This window comes from Streptomyces sp. NPDC001530 (assembly GCF_042894545.1).
In the GTDB taxonomy this organism is placed as follows: domain Bacteria; phylum Actinomycetota; class Actinomycetes; order Streptomycetales; family Streptomycetaceae; genus Streptomyces.
This window is the reverse complement of record NZ_JBIAVS010000004.1, coordinates 67,788-93,433: the sequence shown is the minus strand read 5'-3', so window position 1 is coordinate 93,433 and position 25,646 is coordinate 67,788. Positions and strand designations below refer to the sequence as shown.

The following is a 25,646-nucleotide window of genomic DNA, read 5'->3' as shown; positions in this document are numbered from 1 at the left end:
CGCGCGGGCCCCGCCCGTTCCTACACTCTCCCCATGGAGAGAGTCGATCTCCTCGCGGGCGTTCTGGCCAAGACCGGTGACCTCGTCGAGGGCGTCGGGGCGGACCAGCTGAGCCTCTCGACGCCGTGCCACGACTACGACGTCGAGACCCTGGTCAATCACCTCGTCGGCTGGCTCCTGCTGTTCGAGTCCGGCTGTCACGGCCGGTCGTACGACGGTGATCCCGGTCAGTACAGATGCGGCGCCGATCCCGCCGCCGAGTTCCGTGCCGCGGCGGCCGGGCTTGTCGGCGGCTGGGAGCGGTACGGCTTCGACCGCGAGGTCGCCGTCACCGGGAGCCGCAAGCTGCCCGCCGAAACGGTGTTCAACATGACGCTCATGGAGTACATGACCCACGGCTGGGACCTGGCCGTCGCGACCAGCCGGCCGATCCCCTTCACCGAAGAGGAGGCGGCCGAGACCCTGGCCCGGGCGAAGGCCACGCTTCCACCGCAGTACCGGGGCGAGAACATGCCGTTCGGCGAGATCGTCCCCGTCGACGAGGACGCCCCGGCCGTGGACCGCCTCGTGGCGTTCCTCGGCCGCGAGCCGAAGTTCAACCCATCACCTCGTTGAAAGCCTCAGCCCTTCCCGCCGTTGAAGGCTTCAGCCCTTCCCGTCCTCGAAGTAATGGCCTTCTTCGAGGTCCGCGAGGAGCCAGCTCCTTCTGGGTCAGGGTGCTCGACGCCGGGGCGTCGAGCGACACGACGGGGGCGAGCCAGCCGAAGTGGGCGTCCGCGTCCTCACGGGAAACGCTGACCACCGGCAGGTTCAGATGGCGGCCGATGTCGCCGGCGATGTCACGGAAGGGCACCCCCTCCTCGGCGGCACCGTGCAGCCGTGAGCCCGCCGGGGCGGATTCGACGGCGAGCCGGAACAGCCGCGCCGCGTCGAGCCGGTGCACGGCGGGCCAGCGGTTGGCGCCGTCACCGACGTACGCCGAGACACCCTTCTCGCGGGCGATCTCGATCAGCCTCGGGACGAAGCCGTGATCGCCCTCGCCGTGTACGGACGGTGCGAGACGGACGATCGATGACCGCACCCCGCGCTCGGCCAGTGCGATCGTCGCGTTCTCCGCCGCGGTCCGGTGGGTGTCCGGGGCGGCCGGGTCCTCTTCCGTCGCCGGGTGCCCCTGGCCGGCGATCAAGGTTCCGGAGGTGACCACGAAGGGCTTGCCGGAGCCTTCGAGGGCGGCGCCGATCGCCTCGATGGCGCGCAGGTCGATGACGCCCGAGGCCATCACCCAGCCGTCCCTGAGCCGTCAAGTCCGCCGTCTTGAACAGCAGTTGGGTGCCCGTCTCCTGGACCGCACGCCGCAGGGCACGCGGCTGACCGAGGCCGGGGAGGTCTTCCTGCCGCGTGCCAAGGCAGTGCTGCGGTCGGCCGGCCAGGCCGTGGCCCATGCCCGTGCCGCCGCCGAGCCCAGCCGGCTCACCGTCGGGTACATCACGAACCTCTTCGTCACTCCGGCGGTGCGCGAGCTGCGGCGCCGGCACCCGGACGCCGACGTACACGTCGTGCGTCTGGCCTGGAACGACGCGCGCGCGGCGCTGCTCGATCACCGGGTGGACGCGGTGGTGGCCCGACTGCCGTTCCCCACGGACCAGTTGCACGTGGAGATCCTGTACGACGAGCCCCGGGTGCTGGTCGTTCCTCTCGACCACCGCCTGGCCGGGAAGGAGTCCGTCACGCTCGACGACATCGCGGACGAGCCCCTGCCGCGGGTGCCCGGCGCGGATCCGGCCTGGAGCGCCTTCTGGCGCATCGAGCCCCGGCCCGACGGACGCCCGGCACCCGACGGTCCCGTCATCGAGTCCATGGAGGACAAGTTCGAACTCGTCGCCGACGGACGGGCGGTGGCCCTTTCGACCGGCATCCACGGCAACACCATCCGGCCCGACCTCACGACGGTCCCCCTGCACGGCGTCGAGCCGTGCCATGTGGTGCTGGCGAGCCGCGCCGACGACCGCAACCGCCTGCTCGTGGCCTTCCGGAAGTACGCCCACACCCACCTGACAGGTCCCGGCGGGGCGCCCGGTCAGAGCGGCGGCTGAGCCGGGGCCGGGCCGAGGGTCGTCGTGCCGGGCGCGGTGCGGTGCCCGAGACCGGTGCGGTACGCGTCGAGCGCCGCCTCGATCCGGCCCGTACGGCGGAGCAGGTCGCCCAGCAGGCGGCACAGGTCGGCGAGGTCGCCCGCCGCCCCGGCCCGCTCCAGCAGGCTCATGGCCCGCACGTAGTGCTCCTCGGCGGCCTCCGTGTCCCGGGCGTCCTCCGCGATGATCCCGAGGAGGCGGTGCGCCCCGGCCGAGTGGACGGCGCCGCGCTCGGGGCTGAGATCGCCGAGCACCTCGTGCAGCAGCGCGGCGGCCTCCTCCGACTTGCCGCGCCGGTGCAGTACGTCGGCCAGCTCGACGGCGACCTGGCTGGTGTAGAGGGCGGCCCGCTTGGCGGAGAGCATGGCCTGCGCCTCGCGCAACTCTCCCTCCGCACGCTCCATTTCGCCGTTCTGGGCGTACAAATAGCCGCGCATCCAGTGGCAGTTGGCGAGTTCGGTACGGATCTGGAGCTGGCGGTAGAGCTCGGCGGCCTTGGCGAGGGACACGTCGGCCTCGGCGATACGCCCCTCGGCGATCATCGTCCGGGCCACCGAGCGGTGCATCCGGGCCACCAGCGCCGGGTCGGCGACCTGCGGGGCGAGGGCCAGCGCGAACTCGGCCGCCTGAGCGGCCCGGGCATGTGCGCCCATGTCCATGTAGGGCGCTATGACACCTGTGTAGAGCAGGAGCAGTGCGTCGGGATCGTGCAGTCCGGTCCGGTTCAGCTCGTCGAGCGTGGACTCGAACAGATAGCAGGCGTAACGGAGTTCACCCGCGAGGTAGTGGGCGACGGCCCGTCCGCGCACGGCGGGCACCCGCTGCGGCAGCGGCGCGTCCCCCATCCTGCGCTCGGACTCCTCGAACCGCTCACGCGCTGTGGCCAAGTCCCCCGTCTCCAGGGCGCATTCGCCGAGCCCCAGCAGCGCGGCGGCCTGTTCGGCGACCAGCCCGTGCGCGTCGGCCTCCGCGAGGAGCCCGGCGTACTGCTCCGCCGCGACTTCGGCCTCCCCGGTGGCGAGCGTGCGCTGCGCGTCGGTCAGCCGCAGCCGCAGGTCGGTGGCGAGGTGGGCGGGGCGTCCGGTGGCGAGCTCGTCGTAGGCGACGCCGAGCCGGTCGGCGATGTGCCGCAGCGCGGGCTCGGAGGCCCGCACCCGCCCCGCCTCCAGGGTCGAGATGTACGCGGGCGTGTACACGGGCTCCGCCAACTGCTTCTGCGTCAACCCGCGTTCGGTACGCAGCTGTTGCACCCTGCGCCCGATGATCTCCGGTCCGTCACGCTCCGCCATGGATTAAGCATGCCATTAAGTCGACTTACGTTCAGTCAACTCCTGACTTATATCCAACTCCCTTGGGCCCTCTTGCCCTTTGATGCCGGGAGCCCCTACGTTAATCGGCAGGTTAAACCTGCTTAATACGCCGCTGTTGCCGCTGCCGCTGCGAGGTCACCGTGCTCCGACGTATTGCCGCGCGCTACTCCAGAGGGTTCGGTGCCGCCGTCATCGCCGTCGCCGCGCTGGTCACGGCGGCGAACGCGGGACCGGCGAGGGCCGCGGAACCGCACCCCGCCGCACAGACCCAGCACATCGGCGGGTCCGCGGCCACTCCGTGAGCGTCCACCGTCCCCTCGTACCGGCCTACTTCATACCGCCTGCTAGGGGATGGTGACCAGGACGCGTCCGTGGCCGCCGGCGTCGACGCGGTCGTGGGCGCGGGCGATCTGATCCAGCGGGAAGCGGGTGCCGATGTCCACGGACAGGGCGCCGGCGGCGGCCGCGGCGGTGAGGTCGCGGGCCGCCTGCCGTTTCGCCACGTCGGGGAAGTCGTCGCTGCCCAGCAGCCGCAGCGTCACGTTCTGGAACAGCAGCGGCCAGAAGGGGAGTTGGGGCCGGTCGTCCCGGGTGGCGTACGCGGCGATCACCGCGTCCTGCGCGACGACCTCCGCGTCCAGGTCGGCGTTGTCGGACAGGGCCACCTCGACGACGCGGTGCACACCGTCGGGTGCGTACGCGCGGATCGCCTTGGCCGGGTCGCCCTGGTCGAGCGCGACGGCGTGCGCGACCACGGACGGATCGACGCGGTCCAGATCCTCACCGCGCCGCACGGTGGCGATCACCGTCGCGCCGGCCCACCGGGCGAGCTGCGCGGCCAGCGAACCGACCCCGCCGAGCACGCCGTGCACCAGCACCGTCCTGCCGTCGACCGGGCCGTCGCCGAACACCGTGCGGTGGGCGGTGATTCCGGGGATGCCGAGCGCGGCGCCGGTCTCGTCGGTGAGCTGGCGGGGCAGGGGCACGGCCTGGTGCTCGGGTACGACGGTGTACTGGGCCGCGGTGCCGAAGGGCCGGTAGGACTGGGCGCCGTACGCCCACACCCGCTGGCCGATACGGCTTCGCTCGACGCCCTCGCCTACGGCGTCGACGACACCGGCCGCGTCGCTGTGCGGGACCACCCGGGGGAAGGGCATCGCCGAGCCGAGCCAGCCGCGCCGTTTCTTGGTGTCGCCGGGGTTGACGCCCGACACGGTGACGCGGACGCGGACCTCGCCGGGGCCGGGCTCGGGGTCGGGCAGCTCGCCGACCTGGAGCACGTCGCCCGCCGGGCCCTGTGCGTCGTACCAGGACGCGATCATGTTCGGACCTCCGTGGCCTTTCCGCTCACCTGCTTCGAGCCTATGCGGATCATGCCTGGTGTGCGCGGCGTCCGAGCCGGGCCTGTCCCGGCTGTGCCTGTCCCGGCCGGGCCGCCCTAGCTGGACCTGCCTTCTCCGGACCTGCCCTCGCCTCCGTGCCCGTCCTCGCCGAGGATCTCGCATAGCCGGGCGCGTTCGGCGCGGCTGATGGCGCGGGCGGTCATGCCGCGCCGGTAGGGGTCGGCCCCAGGGTGCGCCCGCCAGGTCCCAGGGCGACCGCGCCCGGATTCCCCCTCCGTCGGCGGCCGCTTCCGTCTCTCCCCCGCATACCCTGACCCCGTGACCTCTCCCGCCGCCCGCACCGCGCTGGACCTCACCGCCGACCTCCCGGTCCCCGCCCTGGAGGACTTCTACCGAGATCTGCACCGGCATCCCGAGCTGTCCTTCCAGGAGCATCGGACAGCGGCCCGCCTCACCGAGCGCCTCACCAAGGCGGGGTACAAGACCGCGGAGGGCATCGCCGGCACCGGAGTCGTCGGGCTGCTGCGCAACGGCGACGGCCCGACCGTGCTCTTGCGCGCCGACATGGACGCCCTGCCGGTCGAGGAACAGACGGGACTGCCGTACGCCTCCGAGACGCCCGGCTTGATGCACGCCTGCGGGCACGATCTGCACGTGACCTGGCTGGCGGGCGCCGCCGAGACGCTGGCCGCCGGGCGGGACGCCTGGTCCGGGACGCTGCTCCTGGTCGGCCAGCCCGCCGAGGAGACCGGCGCGGGCGCGGCAGCGATGGTCGCCGATGGGCTGTACGAGCGGTTCCCGCGCCCGGACGTGCTGCTCGGCCAGCATGTGACGCCGGGACCGGTGGGCCGGTACGCCCACCGGCCGGGGCTGATCATGTCGGCCACGACGGACGTCGACATCGTCGTCCACGGGCGGGGCGGGCACGGGTCACGGCCGGAGACGACCGTCGACCCGGTGGTGACGGCCGCGTACATCGTGACCCGGCTGCAGACCGTCGTCAGCCGGGAGATCGCGCCGCGCGAGCAGGCCGTCCTGACCGTCGGGCGGATCGAAGCGGGCACGGCCGCCAACATCATCCCGGCCACCGCCCGGATCTCCCTCAACCTCCGTACGCAGTCCGACGCGGTACGCGACCGGATGATCGCCGCGATCCGGCGTATCGCGGAGGGCGAGTGCCGGGCGGCCGGGTGCCCGCGCGAACCCGAGGTGACGCTGGGCGGTGAGTTCCCGGTGACGGTGAACGACGCGCAGACCGACCGCCGTATCGCCGCCGTGCACCGCGAGGTCTTCGGCGCGGACACGGTCTTCGACCCGGGCCCGGCGATGGGCAGCGAGGACTTCTCCCAGCTCGCCGACGGTGACCTGCCGTACACCTACTGGTTCGTGACGAGCACCCCGGCCGCGACATGGGATGCGGCACCGGGCGAGGACCTGCTGACGAGGATCGACTCCGTCCCCAGCAACCACAGTCCGCACTTCGCGCCGGACCTGTCGACCGTCGCCCCCGGCGTGCGCACCCTCGTCTCGGGCGCGCTCGCCTGCCTCACCGGCTGACGCCCCGCGGTCAGCCGTTGGGCAGGACCCCCTTGAGCGCTTGGTCCAACTCCTCGGCCAGCGCGGCGTCGCTGGGGGCCCTGTCGGTGAACAGCTTGCCCAGCTCGGTGGTGAAGGTCTGGGTGAAGGCGCCGTAGAGCGGGGTACGCGGGCGCTGCACGGCGTTCTGGAGCGCCGGGAGCAGCGTCTTGGTGGCGTACTTGGGACGGCCCTGGGCGTCGCGCGGCATGCGGTCGGCGCTCTCACCCGAGCCGGAGCCGGAGGACGAGGACGAGGGTGCTCGGGAGGCGCTCGATGTCCGTGCGGACGTGCACGTCACGTCGTCGCCCTGGTACGCCGACACCCGCGTGGCCGCGAACCCCGCGTCGAGCAGACAGCGTTCGCTCTCCCGGTCGGTGAGGAACCGGATCAACTCCCTTGCGGCCGCTGCCTGTCCGGATGCCTTCGTCACCGCGAGGTTCTGTCCGCCGAGGACCGACTTGCCGGGCAGCGGGGCCACGTCGAGCTGCGTCTCGTCGAAGGACTGGTAGAGGGTGCGGTACGCGTACGGCCAGTGGCGCAGGAACGCCGTGCGGCCGTCCGCGAAGTCGGTGAGCGACTCCGCCTCGTCGGAGTGCAGGGCGTCGGGCAGGAGGTACGAGGCCTGGGTGCGGCGGCGCAGTTCGGTGAGGCCGTCCTTCAGCTGCTCCACGGAGGCGGTGTAGCGGCCGTCGGCGTCGGTGAGCCCCTTGCCGCCCATCGCGGAGGCGAACGCCTCGACACCGCCCACGGTACGGCCCTCGTACGCGCCGAACTGGGTGGTCCAGCCGTTCTCGTAGGCCTTCGGCAGGTCCTTGTCCCGCTGCGCGAGCGTGGTGATGAGGCCCTGCAGCCCCTGCCAGTCGATGCCCTTCAGGTCGGTCTTCCGGACGCTCGCCTTCTTCAGGTAGTCGCGGCGGTAGTAGAGCAGCCCGACGTCGCTGTTGAACGGCACGGCGTACACCTTGCCGCCCCAACTGGCCGTGCTTGCCACGGACTTGATGACATCCGAGTCGATCAGCTCCTTGCGCAACGGGCTGATCAGACCCGCGTCGGCGAACTCCGGTACCCAGGTCACGTCGAGATTGACCACGTCGTACTGGGCGCTGTTCGACTGGAGGGCGCCCAGGAGCTGGCTGCGCTGTTCGTCGGCGGAGCCAGGGAGTTCGACCAGGCGGGCGTGGAGGTGGGTCTTCTTCGCGTCCTGCTGCGCGTTCCAGGCGTCGATGAGCTGCTCGCGGACGCCGCCCTTGCCGGTCACGTCCCGCCCGCTGGCCACGACGATGTCCCTGGCCGAGCCGGGGGCGACCGAGTCACCGGGCTGCCCCTGGTCGCCCGTGCCTCCGCCCGTGCAGGCGGCCAGCGCGAGCGCGAGGGCCGCGAGGAGTCCATACGTACAGCGATACGTACGGCCATGCGTGCGGCGATACGTACGGCGTCGCATCACTCGTCTCCCGTTCCCGTGCGCGCGACCTCGTCCCGCAGGCCCGCCACGACATCGCCCTTGGTGTCCAGGCACCGCCCGCCGCTGGCGTCGGAGACCTGCCGGTCCGGCTTGCCCGTGTCGCAGCCTCCGCTGTCCAGGGCCGCCATGACCACCGGAACGCCCTTGCTGCCCCCCAGCGACTTGAGCAGCCCGGCCAGCTTTCCGCCCGCGGTCAGATGGGTGTTGTCCTCGTCGTCCGTGATGAAGACGATCAGCTCGGGATGGTTGTCGTCCGTGCCCCGTCCGGCCATGTCGTCCTGCGCCGCCTTCAGCGCCGCGTACGGATCGGCCTCGGCGTCCTGGACGGCGGCCTCGGCGTCGATGGTGCGCTCGGCGTCCTCGCGCTTGTGGTGTCCGAACGGCAGCAGGACGCCGTACGGATTGCCGCCCCGGGAGGCCACGGCCCAGACGCCGTACTCGTCCTGGTCACCGAGCCCGCCGAGCGACTGCTTCAGGATGCCGGGGGCGCCGCCCGCGCCCTCCCACAGATCGCCCATCGAGCCCGAGCTGTCCAGCAGGATCAGCACCCGGCCGGGACCGTTGGCGTTCCGGTACCGCGTCAGCGTCGTGTCCATCGCGACGGCGCTCGCGGAGCCCGTGAGGGGGCCGGGATCGGCGATCAGTCCGGCGGCGTTCGTGTCGCGGACGGTGAGGAGGGTCTGGGGGGCGGAGGCGGTACGGAAGCCGTCGGCGCCGAAGACATCGAGACCGCGCTCGTCGGCCTTGTTGTCCGTGTCGCCTTTGTTGTCCGTGTCGCCTTTGTTGTCCGTGTCGCCTTCGCGCCCCTGCCCACCCTTGTCGCCCTTGTCGCCCTTGTTGTTCTTGCCGCTCTTGCTCGTGAGCCACGTGTGGAACCGGTCCACGGCGTCGTCCCGGTCCGCCTTGTCACGGTCGCCGTCGTCCCAGGTGACATGCACGAAGGTGGGGGCGAGGCCCGGGACGTCCTTCGGGTACTCGGCCATCCGCTGGGTTCGCGTGGTGGCCGCGCAGCCGACGCCGCTCACCATCAGGAATTCGGGCACGAGGGCCGCGGTGCGGTTGTCGACGTCCGGGTCACCGGGCAGCGCGCACAGCAGGTCGGCGCCCGTGGGCGAGGGCGGCCCCTGCTGCGCCACGACGCCCTCGGCCTTGCTGAGATCGGTCGTGTCGGAGCCGTACAGCCCGATCGTCGCCAGCAGCGCGGACTCCGTGTACTCCGGGTCCGTACGCCGTATGTCGGCGTCCTTGTCCCGCGCGGTCAGCTTCGTCCTGAGCGCCGCGAGCGAGCCGCCGGTCCGGTCCGTCAGCTCGGCCTCGGCGATGTTCTGCGGCACGGAGAGCACCATCGGGGAGTACGCGAACGGGCCGCCGAGCTGCTTCAGCTTCACGTACTCGCGCTGCTCGTCGCCGGGGAGCGCCCGGGTCACGCTCGCGGGCGAGGCCGGGATCCAGATGTCCGGCTGGGGCCCGACGTCGCGCTGCGGGTCGACGTCGTCGCTCACGGGCCGCTGCCACGGGTCGGACTGGTCGTGGAACGCCGTGACGACGTCCGCCGCGCCCGCGCTGTACACCGTGATCCCGCTGCGTCGGCACCCGCCTGACGTCGTGTTCTGCCGCGACGTCAGATACGCCGCCGCCACCTTGCGGACGGTGGACTCCAGGTCGGGGTCGGTGAGCAGGCGCAGTTCGAGGGGCGGCTTGCACGAGGACTGGTCGGAGGCGCCGATGCCGAAGGCGTAGTAGATGCCGAGGCCGAGGACGGCGAGGGCGAGGACAGCGGCGGTGAGGGTCGTACGGCGGGGGTGAGGTCGCTGCCCGGGGCTCGGCCGGCGGTGGCGGATGCGGGGGAGCGGTCCGCGTCGCAGTCGTACCCTCCAGAGGTGCGTGGAGGTCTGCCGCTTCCGCGTCTCCTCCTGCCCCTCGTCCGCGGACGCCGCCTGCCCCTCGTTCCGGGACGCCGCCGGCCCCTCGTCCGGGGACGGCTCGTACGCGCGCCGAGTCGCCAACAGGACGTCCACCGGCGGGTTCTCCGTACGGCTCTGTGGATCCCACGGGTCTCCGCGATCGGTCCTGTAGTGGGCGGACATGTACTCCCTGAGCGCCTCGGAGAGGGCCAGGAAGGAGACGTCGTCGTTCTCGCCGTCGATGCCGTGGTCGAGCAGTTCCACGAGGTGCTCGGTGAACGGCGTGGGCGTGTTGTCGCTGCCCGCATCGATCGGATGGTTGGCCTGGACGCTCATCAGGACGGATATGCGCCGTCGGTCGTTGAGGTTCTCCAGGTGCTGCCACACGTGCGCGGCGTTGCCCGCGTTGCAGCAGTCGAGGATGACCACCATCCGTTCCGCGCGGCTGGTGGCCAGCATGGCCAGGACGCTGCTGAAGGCGTCGGCTCCCCGGAACACCCTCGGATCGCCCGGTACGACGCGCGCGTTGCGCATCTGCAGCCAGAGTTCGTCACCGGCGACGGGCACCGCGCCGTGTCCGGCGAAGTAGAGCAGGAGCAGGCCCTCGGCGCCCTTGGCGGCCGCGTCCAGCAGATCGCCGAACTCGTCGAGGCTCGGCGAGCGGGCCACGGTGATCTCGCTCGGGGTGATGACTCCGTGCCGTTCCAGGACCCCTTGGAGCCGGGAGACGTTGTGCTCGACGGCGGGCAGCTGATTGGGAACGCCGTGGCGGTGCTCCGGCTGCGTGAACTCGTACTCGGACACGCCGACGAGCAGCGCGCGGTTCGCCTTCCCCCGCGGGTCGAAGCGGTCCACCGGACTACCTCTCGCCGGGGTCCGCCGTATCGACGTGGTACTCGGGCGGATCGCCGCTCTCCACGGAGCGGCGGTTGTCCCGCCAGGCCCGCACGGCGCTCCTGGTCTGCCCGAGGAGCTCCTTGACCACCTCTTCCGCGCCCACGGTGGCCAGCACCAGCAGGATGTCCGTGCCCACACCCATGGGGGTGCCGTGCTCGGGCGTTCCCGGTCGCTCCTCGATCCGGAGTTCGCCCCTCGCGATCCGCTCCTCAAGTGGCCTTTCCCGCTCCAGCCACTTCCGCAGCGCGCCGACATCGCTCGCGGTCCCGTCCAGCCTGACCCGGACCGCCTGAGTAGTCACGCCCTCCCCCTCAGTCATAACTCACCATCATGTCACCTGAGTTGATGCTGGGGGAGGCTTCGGATATGGGGGTCAGGTGTACGTCACGTCTGCGTCTGGAGCTGACGGAGGGCCTGCTGCACATGGTCCAGCGCGCCCCGTCTGCGCCCGGGGACACGCAGCCGCAACGCGGCCAGCACGGCCCCCAGTTCACGGGCGGACGCCGCGTCGTCGATGCGACCCCACTGGTGGTGAGCCCGGTCCACGGCCGACTCCACGGCCGGGGAGTCGGGGGCCTGCCCCGCGTTCAGACGCGCGCCCGCGATCGCCAGCCAGGTACGGCAACTGCGCTCCGCGCCGCCCGCGAACATCGCCAGGTCCGCCCGGACCTCCATCCAGTGCAGCACCTGCTCGGAGCCGGGACCGTACGTCCGCAGCGCCTCCTGCTCCCGCTGCCCGGCCAGCGCGGCGGCCTCATCGTGCCGGCCGGCCTGGACGGCGGCGGTGATGGTCTCGTGCGGGTCCACGGGGTCCACGGGGTCCGCGACGGGGGGCGCGGGCGGCTGTGCGGGGAACGGCGGCGGTGGCGCCGCCATCGCGGGCGCCAGCACCAGATCCGTACGGGCGCCCTCGCCCACCACCCGTGTCAGCGCCTGCTGGTGGAGCTGGGGAAGGGGCGGGCGGTGGCCGCTGCGCAGGATGGTGGCGACGGCTCTCATGTACGTCGGTGCGGCCACCGTACGGCGGGGCGGGGGCGGGGCGATCCGGCCGTAGAGGGCGGCGAAGGGGCCCGCGGTGAGGGGGTGGGCGATCAGGTGGTCCCAGGTCTCCGCGTCGGCGTGCAGGTCGACGAAGAGGGTGGTCGTGCCCGGCGGGCGCAGGCGGAGTTCCTCGGTGATCCAGTGCCAGGGGAAGGCGGTGTAGCGGACCGTCGCCGGGGTGGTGCGGGCGAGCGCGAGGTGGGGCAGGTGCTGGCGGCGGTCCAGTTGGAGCTGGCCGGTCACGAACACCGTCAGCGGGCCGGGGGCCGTCGCCGCCGCGCGCAGCCGGGTGAGGACCGCCTGCGGCTCCAGCGGGTCGGCCAGTTCCACCACGTTCGCGGTGTCGGTGCCCGACAGCACCGCCGGGGCCACCGCGGCCAGCACGGGGAGCACGGACGCCGCGTCCACCAGACACCCCTTGCCCACCGGCGAGGCCGCGAGGAGCAGCACGGTTCCGGGCATAGGTTCCCTCCCCCATCGATCACGTACGCCAGCACCGTAACCGCTGCGCCTGCAAAGGGGGGACGGCAGGAGTGCGAACGCCCGCCCATGCCAGGACGTCTCGGGCACTGGGCCCTTCCCGTCGTCCACCAGGGCGGGCCTACCGACGTCGTACGGCGAAGATCGTCGTGTCGTCGGCCAGTTGGCCACGGCAGTGCCGCCACGTGCCCTCGCGGACGAAGCGCACGAGCAGGTGGGGGTCGGCGGTGCGCGGGTCCTCCGCCACGGCGCGGGCGAGGCTGTCGCGGAGGGGGAAGAAGGCACCGGCCGCGTCGCGGGCCTCCGTCACGCCGTCGGTGACCAGCAGCAGGGTTTCGCCGGGGGCCAGTCGGACGCTGAGCACGGGCGGCGGGAGGTATGCCAACTCGCTGAGCCCGAGCGGCAGTCCGTCGCCGGGCGGCAGCGACCGTACGCCGTCGGGGGCGACCACGAGCGGCGGTTCATGGCCGAAGTTGACGACCTCGATGGTGTACGGGGCATCCGAGGCACCTTCCGGGAAGCCGATCAGGATGCCGGTGGCGAAGCGGTCGCCGTCGTCGCGGCCGAGCGCCGCGGTGTAGCGGACGTGCCGCAGCATCCGGACCTCCAGGCGGTCGGCGACCGTGTGCAGGAGGGGTTCGTGGTACGCCGCCTCGCGGAACGTGCCGAGCAGCGCGGCCGCCGCCTCCACCGCGGCGAGCCCCTTGCCCTGGACGTCGCCGAGCAGCACACGCGTGCCGTACGGGCCCGGCTGGATGTCGTAGAAGTCGCCGCCGACCCGGGCCTCGCTGTCGGCGGCGAGGTACACGGCCGCATGGTCCAGATCGCCCCAGCCCGGCGCCAGCGGGCGCAGCACGGTGCGCCGGGTGGTCTCGGCGATGTCCCGCATGTGCAGCATGCGCTGCTCGCCGCGGACCCGGACCGCACAGGCGAGGATCGCGAGGACGCCGCCGACGGCGACGAGGATGAAGTCGGGCAGGCCCGTCTGGTACTGATGCGGCCAGGACGTGTCCACGGCGACGTAGGTGAGCAACGAGAGCACCGCGAACGCCGCCGTGCCCCACACCCCGCAGATCGCCGCCGCGATTCCGGGCACCAGCACGATCCAGGAGATGATCCGGAACTCGCCGGAGGTGTTCCAGTCGAGCAGCGCGATGACGGCGAGCAGGACGAGCGGCGGCAGCCAGGCGATACTGCGGCCGCGCACCCGCAGCAGCATCTGCCGCTGGACGGCGTCCTCCCGCCCGCCGGGCGGCAGTTGGTCGAGTACGGATCTCCGGCCGGCCACCTCCCCGTACCACCTCGTCCTCGTACTGGTCCTCGTAGTCGTCCCAGCGCTCTTCAGCGCGCGAGCGGCATCAGTACGCGACCGACATCCGGGCGCGCGGGTGGGCGTCCTTCTCCAGCTCGTCGACGAAGGCGATCGCGTAGTCCTCGGCGCTGATCCGGCTGTTTCCGTGGTCGTCGGTGAGCATCCGGTCGCCGCCGATACGGAAGGTGCCCGTACGTTCGCCGGGGCGGATCTCGGCGGCGGGCGAGACGTAGGTCCAGTCGAGGCCTTCGTCGCCCTCGTCCTCGAGTGAGCGGTAGAAGGCGAGGGCGTCGCGGTGGGCGAGGGCCTCCGGGAGGTAGGCCTCCGGGAAGCCGGGCTGGTCGGCCGCCGCCTGGCCCGGCGCGACCTCCAGGCTGCCCGCGCCGCCGACGATCATGAGCCGTCGAACTCCGGCCTGCCGTACGCCCTCCACCAGCGACTTGTTGAGGGCGAGGAAGGGCCCGCGCGGGTCGGAGCCATCCCTTGGCGGCACGCACGCCGAGGCCACCGCGTCCGCGCCCGCCGCCAGCTCCGCCACCTTCGCCGGGTCCGAGGCGTCCGCCGCCGTCGCCGTGACCCCGGGGATCGGGGACTGCCCGGACCTGCTCACCGCCATGACCTGGTGTCCGCGCGCCGACGCCTCCCTGGCGATACGGGTCCCGACCATGCCGGTGGCGCCGAAGAGAACGAGCTTCATGGGACTCAGCGAAACACGGGGTCAAAGCCGCCGCATCCCGACTTGCCAGGGGCCCTGCCGGGGTGTGCTCTGGAAGGCGGGGGGCGAGGAGAGAGGAGTGCTCCCATGGCTCATGCGGCACCGGCGTCACCCGTCCCGAGGACACCAGGCATACCGGCCATACCAACGCCCAGCACACCCGATGTCTTCGACGAGCGCACCCACAGGATCGCCAGGTGGGCGACGCCCGTCGTCGGCGGGCTCATCTACGGCTACTGGGCTGCGGCCATCAACCGCGACGCCGGCCCGATCACCGGCTGGAACGTCCTGTTCGGCTTCGTCTGCACCATCGGGTTCGCGGCGCTCTACATCGGCGTCCGCGCGATGGCGCCGCTGCTGAAGCGCGAACTGCACGCGGTGCTCTGGGCCTCGTTCGCGGGCATCACGTTCGGGTTCCTGTACAGCCAGACCGGCGAGACCGTCCTGCAGTCCACGTGGATGGGACTGGTGATCGCGGCGACCGTGTTCGCGCTGGCCTTCTACCGCTACTACACGCACGAGGACGCGGAGGGGCATCCCGATCCGCGCTAGCACCAAGTGATGGCGCACGAGGCGTCATGGCGGTGATGGCGCACGAGGTCCCGGCAGGCTGCCGGGGCCTCGTGCGTCTCCCTCACTCACCTACCCCCTGGGACCCAGTCCCAGGAGCCCTAAGAGGAGCCGGTCAGGTTCCAGCTGAACGAGCCGGAGACGCTGAAGCTCCAGGTTCCCGAACCGGACGCAGTCCAGCCGGGGTCGTCACAGGGGTCGATGTACCCGTACGAGTCGTCCCAGTTGGCGTTGCCCCAGTCCGAGTTGGTCCAGGATCCGTCCCGCCGGCCGGGGCACGGGTCCGAACAGCTCGGCATCCACTGTCCATAGGTGTCCACGAAACACTCGGGAGACGACGGTGCCCCATACCGCACCGCCCGAGCCGTCGCCACCGGAGGTGGGCGTCGACGGGGTCGCCGCTGCCGAGGTGCGCGCCGCCGCGGCGGTGAGAACTCCGCCGGTCAACGGGGCCGCGGCAAGGGTCCGCAGAGCCCGGGTGGTGCGCATATCGGCCTCCTTCTCCCAGATCCAGGAAACACCCGTTCGGGTGAGTGCTCCACCGGAGCGCGTGGGGCCCGTGTGATGACTGGGGTGTCGGGCCTGCGACGACCGAGGTCCGGGTGAGTGACCGAGGGCCCCGTTCGGACTGTCGTCTGCGCCCATTTGCAGTCACACCGCTCGCGCGGGGCCGCCGGGAGGCCTTGCCTGGTGGGGTGTCCCAAGGTCTCCGGAGCGCTCTGTCGGCCGTGCTGATCGTCCTCGCCTGCCTGCTCGCGCCGCTCGGCGCGCTGTCGACCTGGGTGATGTACGGGCTCGGTGACTCCGCGCGGTACGAGGCCACGATGGCGCCGCTCGCCACCGACGCCGACGTACGGGACGCGATCGCGGCCGGCGTGACGGACGGGATCCTGCGCGAGGTCCACGTACGGCCGCGGCTGCAGGGGCCGGTGAACCACTTCGTGCGGGACGCGGTGCGCTCGTTCACCGAGACCGAGGCCTACCGCACGGCGTGGGAGGCCGCGAACCGGGCCGCGCACGACGCCGTGATGCGGGCGCTGCGCGACGACCGCGAGGGGCCGGTGACCGTCGACCTCGCGCCCGTCACCGAACAGGTCAAACGTCGACTCGCCGACGACCACGTGCCGTTGGCGAACCGGATCCCCGTCGAGCACACCGAGGTCACGGTGCTCGAGGCCGAGGATCTGACCCGGCTCCGGAAGGGGTTCCACGTGCTCGAAGTCGCCGGTTTCTGGCTGCCGGTCGGTGCGGTCGTCTTCGCCCTCGCGGGCATCCTTCTCGCGGTGTGCCGCCGGCGGGCGGTCGTGGCGACCGGGCTCGGCACCGCGGTGGGCGCCGCGCTGCTCGGCGTCGCGATCGCCGTGGGGCGGCGGCTCACTCTTTCCGATCTGCCGCCCGACGTGTCCCCTACGGCCGCGGGCGCGGTGTACGACGCCCTCACGGACACGCTCCGGCTGGTGTCCTGGGGGCTGCTGGTGCTGGGCCTCTCCGTGGCCCTGATCGCCCTGCTCACGGGCGCGTACGTGCGATACCGGCGAGGGTCCGCAGGGCCTCGGCAAGCTCCTGCGGAGGGCTCGACGCGAGTCCGAGCCTGACGCAGTCCTGGGGTGGGGCAGCTTGCACGGTGCTCCGGGTGGGGGCTGGGCTCGGGGTGGGTGCGCTGCTCGGCGCTTGCGAGGTGCCTCCCCCAAGCTCTTCGAGCAGGGGGTACCCCCAGTGCCCACCCTCCCCCAAGTTCTCGACTTCGCTCGAACAGGGGGGACCCCCCTCGCCCCTAGCGGCACGCATGCCCACAGCTGGGACGGGTGGGATGTCGCCCCTAGCGGCACGCATGCCCACAGCTATGGGGGCGAAAGCCGAACCCGGCGTGATCGCTATCCCCCTCTCCGCGGCCGCTGCCGTGAAGGTGTCGCCCCGCCACGGGGGCGGCAGTTCCCACCAGGCGTAATACGCGCGCGGGTCAGAGTGGACAGCGAACCCGTCCAGGTGCTCGGCGACCAGGCGTTGGCGTTCCGTCGCGTCCACCCGCTTGGCTGCGACAAGCTGGTCCACCGTGCCGTCGGCGATCCAGCGCACCGCCGCCTCCAGGGCGAACCGGCTCGCGGTCCAGGCGCCCGAGCGGAGGGCCGCCGCCACCTGTTCCACCCGGTCGTCCGGGACGACGAGGAAACCTACCGTCAGGCCCGGGGCGACGCGCTTGGAGAGGCCGTCGACGACGTAGGTGCGCTCGGGGGCGTACGCGCCGAGGGGAGGGAGGGGTCCCTCGTGGAGGAAGGACCAGATGCGGTCCTCGACGACCGGGAGGTCCACGTCCCGGACGACAGCTGCCAGTTGGCGTCTGCGCTGGTCCCCCATCGTCACCGACGTCGGGTTGTGCAGGGTCGGCTGGACGTACACGGCGGAGAGCGGTGTCGAGCGGTGGGCGGACGCGACCGCCTCCGGGCGGAGCCCCTGCGCGTCCATGGGCAGCGGGACGAGGGTGATGCCCAGACGCGTCGCGATCTCCTTGACCAGCGGATACGTCAGGGACTCGATGCCGACGCGGCCGCCCGGCCGTACGAGGGAGGCGAGCGCGGCCGCGATGGCCTGGCGGGCGTTGCCCGCGAAGGCCAGCCGGGACGGGGCGGGGCGCCAGCCCGGGGTGGCGAGGACAGCGGCGGCGGCCTCGCGGGCGGCGGCCGTTCCGGTGGCGGGCGCGGTGCGCAGGGACTCCGTGAGGACGTCGGGGCGCAGCAGCGGGGCGAGGGCGGGGGCGAGGAGCTCCGACTGGCCCGGCGCGGAAGGGTAGTTGAGCTCCAGGTTGACCGGGGCGGTGGTCGCCGGTTCGGCGAGCGCGCGGCCCGAGGGGAGCGGTGCGGCCCGGACGAACGTGCCGCGCCCGACCTCGCCGACGACCAGTCCGCGCCGTACCAGCTCGCTGTAGACCCGCCCGGCCGTCGACCCGGCGATCCCGCGCCGCCGGGCGAACACCCGCTGCGGAGGCAGCCGTTCACCGGGTTTGAGCCGCCCGGCGGCGATGTCGTCGGCGATCCGGTCGGCGATACGCCGGTAGTCCTCCACCACGTGAGCCCCCTGTCTCGCGTCCCCGGAACAAGATTGCACCGAGGGCAAAGATCTTATTGCACCGAGCAGTTGGGCGAGCCTAGGGTCGTGGCCATGGCACCCTTCCTCGCATACGAGGACCGAGGGGGCGCCGACTCGACGGCGCTGCCCCTTGTCCTGATCCACGGCCACCCCTTCGACCACACCATGTGGGCCCCGCAGATCGCCGCGTTCTCACCGGAGCGCCGCGTGATCGCCCCTGACCTGCGTGGTTACGGCGCGTCCCCGGTGGTCCCCGGCGTCACCCCGCTCGCCACCTTCGCCGAGGACATCGCGGCGCTGCTGGACGAGTTGGGGGTAGCGGAGTTCGTGCTGGCCGGGCTCTCCATGGGCGGCCAGATCGTCATGGAGTGCTACCGGCAGTTCCCGGGGCGGATCCGGGGCCTGGTCCTCGCCGACACGTTCCCGGCCGCCGAGACGCCCGCGGGCAAGAAGGCCCGCAACGACATGGCGGACCGGCTCGTGCGCGAGGGGATGCGCGGGTACGCCGACGAGGTGCTGCACAAGATGGTCGCGCCCTACGCCGACGCCGAGGTCGCGGCGCACGTGCACCGCATGATGACCTCGACGCCCCCCGAGGGCGCGGCGGCCGCCCTGCGAGGCCGGGCGGAACGCCCCGACTACCGCGAGCTGCTCACCCAGGTCACCGTCCCGGCCCTGGTCGTCGTGGGCGCCGACGACGAGTACACCCCCGTCTCCGACGCGCAGGCCATGCACGCGGCGCTCCCCGACTCCACCCTCCACGTCATCGAGTCGGCGGCGCACATGCCGAACCTGGAGCGGGCACGGGAGTTCAACGGGGCGCTGGCGGCGTTCCTGGCCCGGGTCGAGGGCTGACCGCCGCGACCGGGGCTGAGGTGCCACTATCGGGTTACACCCGGTCAACGGCGTGCGGGACGTCGCCCGGAGCCCGTACCGTTGAAGCGCAGCGACGCAGTCGACATTTCAGGAGATCGCGATGAGCACGCAGCCCGGCCCGCCCCCGCCCTCGGGCCACCCGCGCATCGCGCAACCCGCGAGCACCCCGGAGGAACTGCGTGCGGCACTCGCCGTGATCGCCCCCGACGTGTTGCCCACCTTCGACGCGGAGCGGGCGGCTGCGCTGCAGCAGGCGCGGGATCAGGTGAGCGCGGCGCCCATGCGGCGCTTCGCCGGCCAATGGGCCGTGTACGTGGCCATAGAGCGGTACCCCGAACGGGCCGCCCGGCTGCACGATCTCGAAGTCCACGCGGCACAGACCGCAGACCTCGACGAGGCCCGGTCGATCGCCGCCGAGATCGGGCGCATCCTGGACGCGGCAAGCGTCGAGGCAGGAGTCGCACGGGAGCCGGGCGCCGCGTGAGTGACCAGGAACAGTGGCGCTGGGAGTATGACCCGGATGCCCACCACGTCGTGTCGGGCCTGCCCGAACACGTGGTGCTCGAAGTCGAGCGCCTCGCCGGTGAAATGGTCGCCCTCGCCGAGGTCGGTGTCGATGTCACGGACATCGGCGAAGGCCCGCGCCGGGGCGTTCCCGGCGGCGTGCGCCGCGTGCCGCTGCTCGCCGACGGCTGGTTCTACGCCCTGCCCGTGCCCCGCCTCCGCCTCATCGCCATCACCAGAGTCATTCCGCCCTTCAGCGACCTCTAGCGGCAACCCTCCACCACCGCACCCCGTCTTTGAGGGAGGATTCGGGCATCCCCCCACGGACGAGCGGAAGGCCTGGAGTTGGACACTGCTGCGGCGGAGTGGACGGACTCGGAGAGACCGGTCGGGGGGCGGCGAGCCGGGCGGGTGGCCGGAGCCTGGGCGGCGGGGCTGGTGCTGGCCGGGGTGAGTGTGGTCGTCGGGTGCCGGGTGGCCGACAGCGACGGGATCACGCCCGTGCCGCAGTTGCTGGCATTCCTGCCGTGGCTGCTCGCACCCACCGGGTTCGGGCTGCTGCTCGCGCTGCTCGCGCGCTGGCGGGTCGGGATGGTGTGGGCCGTGGTGGTGCTGGGGGTCCTCGCATGGTTCATCGAGCCGTATGGAAAGACCAGTGAACCCGGGGGGACTCCGCTCGCCGAGCTGCGGGTCATGACCTCGAACGTGGAGTTCGGCCGCGGGACCGACGCCCTGATCCCCGCCGTCCGGCGCCACAGGCCCGACATCCTGTTCGTGGAGGAGTGCGAGTACGGGTGTGCGCGGGCGCTGGAGGACGCCTTCGGGGGGACGGATGGGGCCTATCCCTACCGGGAGGCCGTCGAGGGGAGCGGATCCGACGGGTCGGTCATCATGAGCCGGTTTCCGCTGACACGGGCCGACGGTGTGCCCGGGACGATGGGCATGCCCGGAGCCGTCGCCGACGTGCGCGGACACGACGTACGGCTGCAGCTCGCGCACCCGATGCCCCCGCTGCCCGGTCAGCTCGGCGTCTGGCGGCGCGAGCTCGGCGAGCTGCGCGACTACGCGGCCGCGAGCAAGAGCCCCGCCATCCTCGCCGGAGACTTCAATGCCTCCCAGGACCACGCCGCGTTCCGCCGCATCCTCGACACCGGCCTGCGCGACAGCTCCCGCCTCGCCGGGGACCCCCGTACCCCGAGCTGGCCCGCGAAGACGGCCCCGGCGCTCGGCGCGCAGATCGACCATGTCCTGGTCTCCGAGGACTTCTCGGCGAACGAGGCGACGTTCCTGGACATCACCGGCACCGACCACCGCGCCCTCGTCGTCGATCTCACCCTCCACCAGCACGAATGAGCCGGGAGGGCGGCCATACTTGGGGCATGTCCCGAGAGTTCCCCATCGGCCTCACCCCTCCCGACTGGCTGGTCAGGAACCTCCAACCGCAGCAGGCCGCCGTCAACTGGGCCGCCGTCGCCCGCGCCGCCGTCGCCATGGCCCTCCCGCTCGCCCTCGGCCTCGCCGCCGGAAAACCGGCCTACGGCGCCCTCGCCTCCATGGGCGCCCTGTCCGGGGTCATCGGCGACACCGCGGACGCCTACCGCCTGCGGATCCTCAACATCGCCGTGCCCCAGTTCTTCGGCGCGGTCGGCGTCACGATCGGCTCGCTCGCCTTCGGGCACGGCTGGGTCGCCGTCGCCGCCGTCACCGCGGTCGCGCTGATCTCCGGGATGATCTCCACGATCGGCGCCGTGGCCTCCGTATCCGGACTGCTGCTCCTGCTCAACTGCGTGATCGGCGCCGGGCTTCCGCTGCCGGGACAGTGGTGGCTGGCGCCCCTGCTGATGTCCTCCGGCGGCCTCCTCGTCCTCGTCCTGGCGCTGCTCGCCTGGCCCCTGCGCTCGGGCGTGCCGGAGCGGGCCGCCGTCGCGAGCACCTACCGGACGGTCGCCGACCTGCTCGCCGCGAGCGGGACCGACGCCTACGACGACGTCCGCTACGCAGTCACCCAGTCCCTCAACCAGTCGTACGACGTCGTCCTCGCCCGGCGCGCCTTCCACCACGGCCGCAGCCCCGACCTCGTCCGGCTGCTCGCCCAGCTGAACGCCGTCACGCCCGTCGTCGAGGCCGCCCCGGCCGCTCACCAGCACGGCAAGCCGCTGCCCGCCGAGGTCCCCACCGCCGTACGCCATCTCGCCGACGCCGTGGAGACCGGCTACACCGGGCCCATAGGACTCCAGCTGCCCGCCCCCACCAACGAGACCGCGCGCGCCGTCAACCACGCGCTGCGCCATGCCGCTGACGTGGTGACCGACCAGGCACCGGACCCGCACCACCTCGACGACCGCCTCGGCCGGCCCGCCGCCCTCCGCATCCGCGCGGCCCGCGCCGCCCGCAACGTCGTCCTGTCCGCCGCCTCCTGGCGCTACGGCCTGCGCCTCGCGCTGTGCATCGGCCTCGCGCAGGTGCTCGTCTCGATCATCTCGGTGCCGCGCTCGTACTGGGTCGCCCTCACCATCACCTTCGTGATGAAGCCCGACTTCGGGTCCGTCTTCTCCCGGGCGCTGCTGCGCGCGCTGGGCACGGTGGCCGGGCTCGTCGTCGCGGCCGGGGTCCTCGCCGTCGTACCGCGCGGCTGGTGGGACGTGCCCGTCCTGCTCGTCCTCGCCCCGCTCATCCCGGCGCTCACCCCGCGCGGCTACGGCTACCAGACCGCCGCCATCACCCCGGTGATCCTGCTCCTCTCCGACATCCTCAACCAGCAGGGCACGGCGCTCCTCGTCCCCCGCCTCGTCGACTCCCTCATGGGCTGCGCGATCGCGCTCGTCGCCGGGTACCTGCTGTGGCCGGAGAGCTGGCACACCCGGGTCGGCGACCGGCTCGCGGACGCGGTCGCGGACACGGCCGGCTATGTGGAGCTGGCGTTCGGGGACACCGCCGATCCCGCCGCCCGCGCCCGCAGGCGCCGGCGCCTCTACCGCGACCTCTCCTCCATCCGTACGGAGTTCCAGCGCGCCCTGACCGAACCGCCGCCCATCGGGCGCCGCGCCGCCGCCTGGTGGCCGCTCGTCGTCGCCGTCGAACGGATCGTCGACGCCACGACCGCCGCGCGCGTCCGCGTCAAACAGGGCGCGCCCGCACCGTCCGCCGCCGAGGTCGCCCACGTCGCCCTCCAGCTCCGGGAACTGTCGGAGGGCCTGCGCGAGACCGACGTGCTCTTCGCCGTCCGTACGGACCTCACCGGCCCCCCGGACAGCGTCCTCGAACCGGTCCGCCAGGAGGTCGCGGCGGCGCGGGCGATCACCTCGCCGCGCTGATCGCGACAGGTTGGGGGCGCCCTTCGAACGAAGGGCGCCCCCAACTCGTATGTACGGCTACCGCTAGATGCCCACGTCGCAGCCGTCCGCGCGCCAGACCGCGACCACGGCCGGGCGGACGATCTTCCCGGGGCCGTCGGGCCAGACGCTGGCCGGCTTCTCGACGGAGGCGCCGTCGATCTCGCCCGGGTGCTGGACGGCGACGACCACGCGCCGGTCCTGGACGAGCGGGCCGCAGGTCTCCGCGCCGGTCGGCACGGTCAGGAACTGCTTCAGCTCACCGCGCCGCTCACCCTTGGTCGCGACCCCGAACAGGCCGTCGTGCGAACCGAGTTGGTTGCCGTCGGTGGAGATCCACAGGTTGCCGTAGGGGTCGAAGGCCACGTTGTCCGGGCAGGAGATCGGGCTGACCTTGTCCTTGGGGAAGCCCGCGAAGTAGGTGGCCGGGTCGGCCGGGTCGCCCGCGACGAGGAACAGCGACCAGGCGAAGGTCGTGCTCTCGGCGCGGCCCCGGCGCTCGGTGAGCTCCAGGATGTGCCCGTGCTTGTTGGCGTTGCGCGGGTTGGCCTCGTCGGCGGGCGCGTAGCCGGTCTTGCCGCGGTTGGAGTTGTTGGTGAGGACGACGTAGACCTTGCCGGTGGCCGGGGAGGGCTGGATGTCCTCGGGCCGGTCCATCTTGGTGGCGCCGACCTTGTCGCCCGCGAGCCGGGTGAAGACGAAGACCTCGTCGGCGGTCATGCCGTCGACGTGCGAGACGGCGCCGTCGGCGTTCGCGGTGGCCAGCGGGATCCACTCGCCGCTGCCGTCGAACTCACCGTCGCTCGGGAGCTTCCCGGTCCCGTCGATGTCGGTGGCCGGGGAGTCGCCGGTCAGCTTGGCGACGTACAGCGTCCCCTCGTCCAGGAGCGAGAGGTTGTGCTCGCGGACGGCGCGGGAGCTGCCCTTGCGCATCCGCTTGCTGCTGACGAACTTGTAGAAGTAGTCGAAGCGCTCGTCGTCGCCGGTGTAGACCACCGGGCGGCCGTCCTCCGTCAGCCGGACGGTCGCGGCCTCGTGCTTGAAGCGGCCGAGGGCGGTGTGCTTGCGGGGCGTGGACGTCGGGTCGTACGGGTCGAACTCGACGACGTAGCCGAAGCGGTGCACCTCGTTCGGCTCCTGGGCGACGTCGAACCGCTTGTCGAAACGCTCCCACTTGCGCTCGGTGGCACCCGTGCCGATGCCGTACCGCTTGTCCGTGGCGCGGCTGCTGTTGGCGAAGTACTGGTTGAAGTTCTCCTCGCCGTGCAGCGTGGTGCCCCAGGGGGTCGTACCGCCCGAGCAGTTGTTGAGCGTGCCGAGGACCTTGCGACCGGTCGGGTCGGCGGAGGTCTTCAGGAGGTCCGAACCGGCGGCGGGACCGGTGAGACGGAACTCGGTGGTGGCGGTGACGCGGCGGTTGAGGGGGTGGCGGGGGACGGCGGTGAGCTTGCCGGTGCGGTGGTCGTTCTGGACGACGACGGCGGACAGGCCGTGCGCGGCCCAGGCGACCTCGACCTGCTGACGGGTCGGGTTCTCGGCGTCGTACCCGCGGAACATCAGGATCTCGTCGGTGTACTCGTGATTGGCGACGAGGACCTGCCGGCCGTGCTCGCCAGGGAGGGGGAGCAGGGCCAGGAAGTCGTTGTTGTAACCGAACTGGCCGGCCTGGGCCTCGGCGGTCTGGTTCTCCGGGTCGAAGGCGGGGGCACCGCGGAGGATGGGCTCGCCCCAGCGGATCACGACGTTCTGGCTGTAGCCGTCGGGGACGGTCACGGCGTCGGTGGTGTTCGGGGCGATGGGCGTGAAGCGGAGCCCGCGCGCCCCCCTTTCGCTCATGTACGCCGCCTCGGTCGCGGACGCCGTCTCGGTCGCGGAGGCCTTCTGGGCGCCGGTGCCGACGACCGCGGCGCCCGTCGCCGTGGCCACCGTCACGACGGCCGCGGCCCGCATCATCGAACGGCGGCTGAGGGCACCGGCGATGACGTCACCGACGTAGGCGTTGTCGCTGGTGTTGGGCACCTCGTGGAAGCATGCGTCACCACAGCGGAACCTGCAGGTCATGGCGGACCGACCGCCGGGATGTGAGCCGGGCGTTCCGATCAACGGCAGCAGTCTGCGCACTTTACTCTCCCCATGCGAACCCTTGGTGTGAGCGTGACGCTAGGGGGGCGTGCGTGCAGGAACGCTGCACTCCGGTGAATTAAGGGTGAACCTGTGGGAGCTGTGGGGGTATTGACACGGCGGCATTACGGCTCCCCGCCCCTGCCCAAGATCACCGGCAGCGGCCGCTAACCTTACGTGTCCGTCCTGGCCAGGGATTGACGGGATCAACTCACGCGAAGGGTTGCGCACATGGGCATTCTCACTCTCCTGCGGAACGCGTTCGGCCGCTCACGCAAGGGTCGTGACGCCGACGCGGAGGCTTCGCGAGAGGCCTCGGCTCCAACGGTTCCGGCCCCGTCCACGGAGCAGGCCCCTTCCCGGGAGGCCGATCCGGCTCCCGCACAGGAGGCCTCCGAACGGGTTCCTTCCCAGGAGACCGAACGGGTTCCCTCGCAGGAACCGGAGCGGGTTCCCTCGCAGGAAGCCGAGCGGGTTCCCTCGCAGGAGGCCGAGCGGGTTCCCGCACCGGAGGCCGGGCCGAAGATTCCGTCCCCTTCGTCCGAACCCGAGCCCACCGCCAAGCCGTCCGTCGTGGACGAGCTGGTGTCGGCGGCCTTCGACAACGTCACCGTGCCCAAGCCGGCGCCGACACCTCCGGCGGAAACGGTCACGGCGGAGACTCCGGCGGAAACGGTGACCGCGGACGCTCCGGCCGCGGAGGCGACCCCGAAGCCGGCGGCCGAGGCGGAGCCTGTGGCCGCGCCCGAGCCTGTGGCCGAAGCGGAGCCCGAGCCCGCGGCTGAGCCCGAGCCGGTGGCCGAGCCCGAGCCTGTGGCCGAAGCGGAGCCCGAGCCCGCGGCCGAGCCCGAGCCAGTGGTCGAGCCCAAGCCTGTGGCCGAAGCGGAGCCCGAGCCGGTGGTCGAGCCCGCTGTCACCGAGGAGCCCACCCCCGTCGCCGCCGAGGCGGACGAGCCCGCGGCCGCCGACGGCGATCAGGCCCCAC

Annotated in this window: 23 protein-coding genes and 1 pseudogene; 12 read left to right on the top strand and 12 right to left on the bottom strand. The window is 72.3% G+C overall.

Annotated features, from left to right (window positions below; all coding sequences use genetic code 11):
* Positions 1–33: 33 nt before the first annotated feature.
* A complete protein-coding gene (locus ACFY0T_RS08370) occupies positions 34–615 on the top strand; it encodes a TIGR03086 family metal-binding protein (protein ID WP_388865957.1) in 582 nt (193 codons plus the stop codon).
* On the opposite strand, the gene ACFY0T_RS08365 is transcribed toward ACFY0T_RS08370, so the two are convergent.
* Entirely contained in the window at positions 596–1,279 is a 684-nt protein-coding gene (locus tag ACFY0T_RS08365) for an NAD-dependent epimerase/dehydratase family protein (protein ID WP_388865955.1), read from the bottom strand. The genes ACFY0T_RS08370 and ACFY0T_RS08365 overlap by 20 nt on opposite strands.
* Between ACFY0T_RS08365 and ACFY0T_RS08360 the strand changes: the two genes are divergently transcribed.
* A complete protein-coding gene (locus tag ACFY0T_RS08360) occupies positions 1,263–2,093 on the top strand; it encodes a LysR substrate-binding domain-containing protein (protein WP_388865952.1) in 831 nt (276 codons plus the stop codon). The genes ACFY0T_RS08365 and ACFY0T_RS08360 overlap by 17 nt on opposite strands.
* On the opposite strand, the gene ACFY0T_RS08355 is transcribed toward ACFY0T_RS08360, so the two are convergent.
* The gene (locus ACFY0T_RS08355; protein WP_388865949.1) at positions 2,078–3,421 is read right to left on the bottom strand and encodes a helix-turn-helix domain-containing protein; all 1,344 of its coding nucleotides are present in this window, start codon (positions 3,419–3,421) and stop codon (positions 2,078–2,080) included. The two genes, ACFY0T_RS08360 and ACFY0T_RS08355, sit on opposite strands and share 16 nt — an antisense overlap.
* Positions 3,422–3,582: 161 nt before the next feature.
* On the opposite strand from ACFY0T_RS08355, the gene ACFY0T_RS08350 reads away from it, so the two are divergent.
* A complete protein-coding gene (locus tag ACFY0T_RS08350) occupies positions 3,583–3,744 on the top strand; it encodes a hypothetical protein (RefSeq protein ID WP_388865946.1) in 162 nt (53 codons plus the stop codon).
* 42 nt (positions 3,745–3,786) lie between these two features.
* Here ACFY0T_RS08350 and ACFY0T_RS08345 read toward each other — a convergent pair whose 3' ends face one another.
* A complete protein-coding gene (locus tag ACFY0T_RS08345) occupies positions 3,787–4,764 on the bottom strand; it encodes an NADPH:quinone reductase (RefSeq protein WP_388865943.1) in 978 nt (325 codons plus the stop codon).
* Between the two features lie 339 nt (positions 4,765–5,103).
* Here ACFY0T_RS08345 and ACFY0T_RS08340 point away from each other — a divergent pair, with 339 nt between their 5' ends.
* Positions 5,104–6,342 carry an amidohydrolase gene (locus ACFY0T_RS08340; protein ID WP_388865941.1) on the top strand — a complete coding sequence of 413 codons (1,239 nt, stop codon included), beginning with the start codon at positions 5,104–5,106 and terminating at the stop codon, positions 6,340–6,342.
* 10 nt (positions 6,343–6,352) lie between these two features.
* Here ACFY0T_RS08340 and ACFY0T_RS08335 read toward each other — a convergent pair whose 3' ends face one another.
* The 6 genes from ACFY0T_RS08335 to ACFY0T_RS08310 all read right to left on the bottom strand — a co-directional run bounded on the left by ACFY0T_RS08335 (position 6,353) and on the right by ACFY0T_RS08310 (position 14,156).
* Positions 6,353–7,804, bottom strand: coding sequence for an extracellular solute-binding protein (locus ACFY0T_RS08335; RefSeq protein ID WP_388865938.1), 1,452 nt, complete (start codon positions 7,802–7,804; stop codon positions 6,353–6,355).
* The gene (locus ACFY0T_RS08330; RefSeq protein ID WP_388865935.1) at positions 7,804–10,584 is read right to left on the bottom strand and encodes a caspase family protein; all 2,781 of its coding nucleotides are present in this window, start codon (positions 10,582–10,584) and stop codon (positions 7,804–7,806) included. Before ACFY0T_RS08330 ends, ACFY0T_RS08335 begins: the two co-directional genes overlap by 1 nt.
* Before the next feature lie 4 nt (positions 10,585–10,588).
* On the bottom strand, positions 10,589–10,927 hold the full coding sequence (locus ACFY0T_RS08325) for a hypothetical protein (protein ID WP_388865933.1): 339 nt from the start codon (positions 10,925–10,927) through the stop codon (positions 10,589–10,591).
* A gap of 83 nt (positions 10,928–11,010) precedes the next feature.
* Positions 11,011–12,129, bottom strand: a complete 1,119-nt coding sequence (locus ACFY0T_RS08320; protein WP_388865931.1) for a hypothetical protein — start codon at positions 12,127–12,129, stop codon at positions 11,011–11,013.
* A gap of 139 nt (positions 12,130–12,268) precedes the next feature.
* Positions 12,269–13,366 carry a PP2C family protein-serine/threonine phosphatase gene (locus ACFY0T_RS08315; protein WP_388867010.1) on the bottom strand — a complete coding sequence of 366 codons (1,098 nt, stop codon included), beginning with the start codon at positions 13,364–13,366 and terminating at the stop codon, positions 12,269–12,271.
* Between the two features lie 139 nt (positions 13,367–13,505).
* Positions 13,506–14,156, bottom strand: a complete 651-nt coding sequence (locus ACFY0T_RS08310) for an NAD(P)-dependent oxidoreductase (protein WP_388865928.1) — start codon at positions 14,154–14,156, stop codon at positions 13,506–13,508.
* A 105-nt stretch (positions 14,157–14,261) separates the two neighbouring features.
* Between ACFY0T_RS08310 and ACFY0T_RS08305 the strand changes: the two genes are divergently transcribed.
* The gene (locus ACFY0T_RS08305; protein ID WP_388865925.1) at positions 14,262–14,726 is read left to right on the top strand and encodes a hypothetical protein; all 465 of its coding nucleotides are present in this window, start codon (positions 14,262–14,264) and stop codon (positions 14,724–14,726) included.
* 119 nt (positions 14,727–14,845) lie between these two features.
* On the opposite strand, the gene ACFY0T_RS08300 is transcribed toward ACFY0T_RS08305, so the two are convergent.
* On the bottom strand, positions 14,846–15,043 hold the full coding sequence (locus ACFY0T_RS08300; protein WP_388865923.1) for a hypothetical protein: 198 nt from the start codon (positions 15,041–15,043) through the stop codon (positions 14,846–14,848).
* Positions 15,044–15,439: 396 nt separating this feature from the next.
* On the opposite strand from ACFY0T_RS08300, the gene ACFY0T_RS08295 reads away from it, so the two are divergent.
* Positions 15,440–16,339 carry a hypothetical protein gene (locus tag ACFY0T_RS08295; RefSeq protein WP_388865920.1) on the top strand — a complete coding sequence of 300 codons (900 nt, stop codon included), beginning with the start codon at positions 15,440–15,442 and terminating at the stop codon, positions 16,337–16,339.
* Here the strand turns inward: ACFY0T_RS08295 and ACFY0T_RS08290 are convergent.
* On the bottom strand, positions 16,254–17,804 hold the full coding sequence (locus ACFY0T_RS08290; RefSeq protein ID WP_388867007.1) for an aminotransferase class I/II-fold pyridoxal phosphate-dependent enzyme: 1,551 nt from the start codon (positions 17,802–17,804) through the stop codon (positions 16,254–16,256). The two genes, ACFY0T_RS08295 and ACFY0T_RS08290, sit on opposite strands and share 86 nt — an antisense overlap.
* Positions 17,805–17,900: 96 nt before the next feature.
* Here ACFY0T_RS08290 and ACFY0T_RS08285 point away from each other — a divergent pair, with 96 nt between their 5' ends.
* The 5 genes from ACFY0T_RS08285 to ACFY0T_RS08265 all read left to right on the top strand — a co-directional run bounded on the left by ACFY0T_RS08285 (position 17,901) and on the right by ACFY0T_RS08265 (position 22,522).
* Positions 17,901–18,683 carry an alpha/beta fold hydrolase gene (locus ACFY0T_RS08285; RefSeq protein ID WP_388865917.1) on the top strand — a complete coding sequence of 261 codons (783 nt, stop codon included), beginning with the start codon at positions 17,901–17,903 and terminating at the stop codon, positions 18,681–18,683.
* A 121-nt stretch (positions 18,684–18,804) separates the two neighbouring features.
* Positions 18,805–19,188, top strand: coding sequence for a hypothetical protein (locus ACFY0T_RS08280; protein WP_388865915.1), 384 nt, complete (start codon positions 18,805–18,807; stop codon positions 19,186–19,188).
* On the top strand, positions 19,185–19,475 hold the full coding sequence (locus ACFY0T_RS08275) for a hypothetical protein (RefSeq protein ID WP_388865913.1): 291 nt from the start codon (positions 19,185–19,187) through the stop codon (positions 19,473–19,475). Before ACFY0T_RS08280 ends, ACFY0T_RS08275 begins: the two co-directional genes overlap by 4 nt.
* 78 nt (positions 19,476–19,553) lie before the next feature.
* Positions 19,554–20,561 (top strand): endonuclease/exonuclease/phosphatase family protein, encoded by a 1,008-nt coding sequence (locus ACFY0T_RS08270; protein ID WP_388865910.1) that lies wholly within the window; start codon positions 19,554–19,556, stop codon positions 20,559–20,561.
* 26 nt (positions 20,562–20,587) lie between these two features.
* Positions 20,588–22,522 (top strand): FUSC family protein, encoded by a 1,935-nt coding sequence (locus tag ACFY0T_RS08265; RefSeq protein WP_388865907.1) that lies wholly within the window; start codon positions 20,588–20,590, stop codon positions 22,520–22,522.
* A gap of 63 nt (positions 22,523–22,585) precedes the next feature.
* Here the strand turns inward: ACFY0T_RS08265 and ACFY0T_RS08260 are convergent, their stop codons facing one another.
* Positions 22,586–24,661 (bottom strand): PhoX family protein, encoded by a 2,076-nt coding sequence (locus tag ACFY0T_RS08260; protein WP_388865904.1) that lies wholly within the window; start codon positions 24,659–24,661, stop codon positions 22,586–22,588.
* Positions 24,662–24,892: 231 nt separating this feature from the next.
* Here ACFY0T_RS08260 and ACFY0T_RS08255 point away from each other — a divergent pair.
* Positions 24,893–25,646 (top strand): annotated as a pseudogene (locus ACFY0T_RS08255) (Toxic cation resistance protein); the annotation flags it as partial.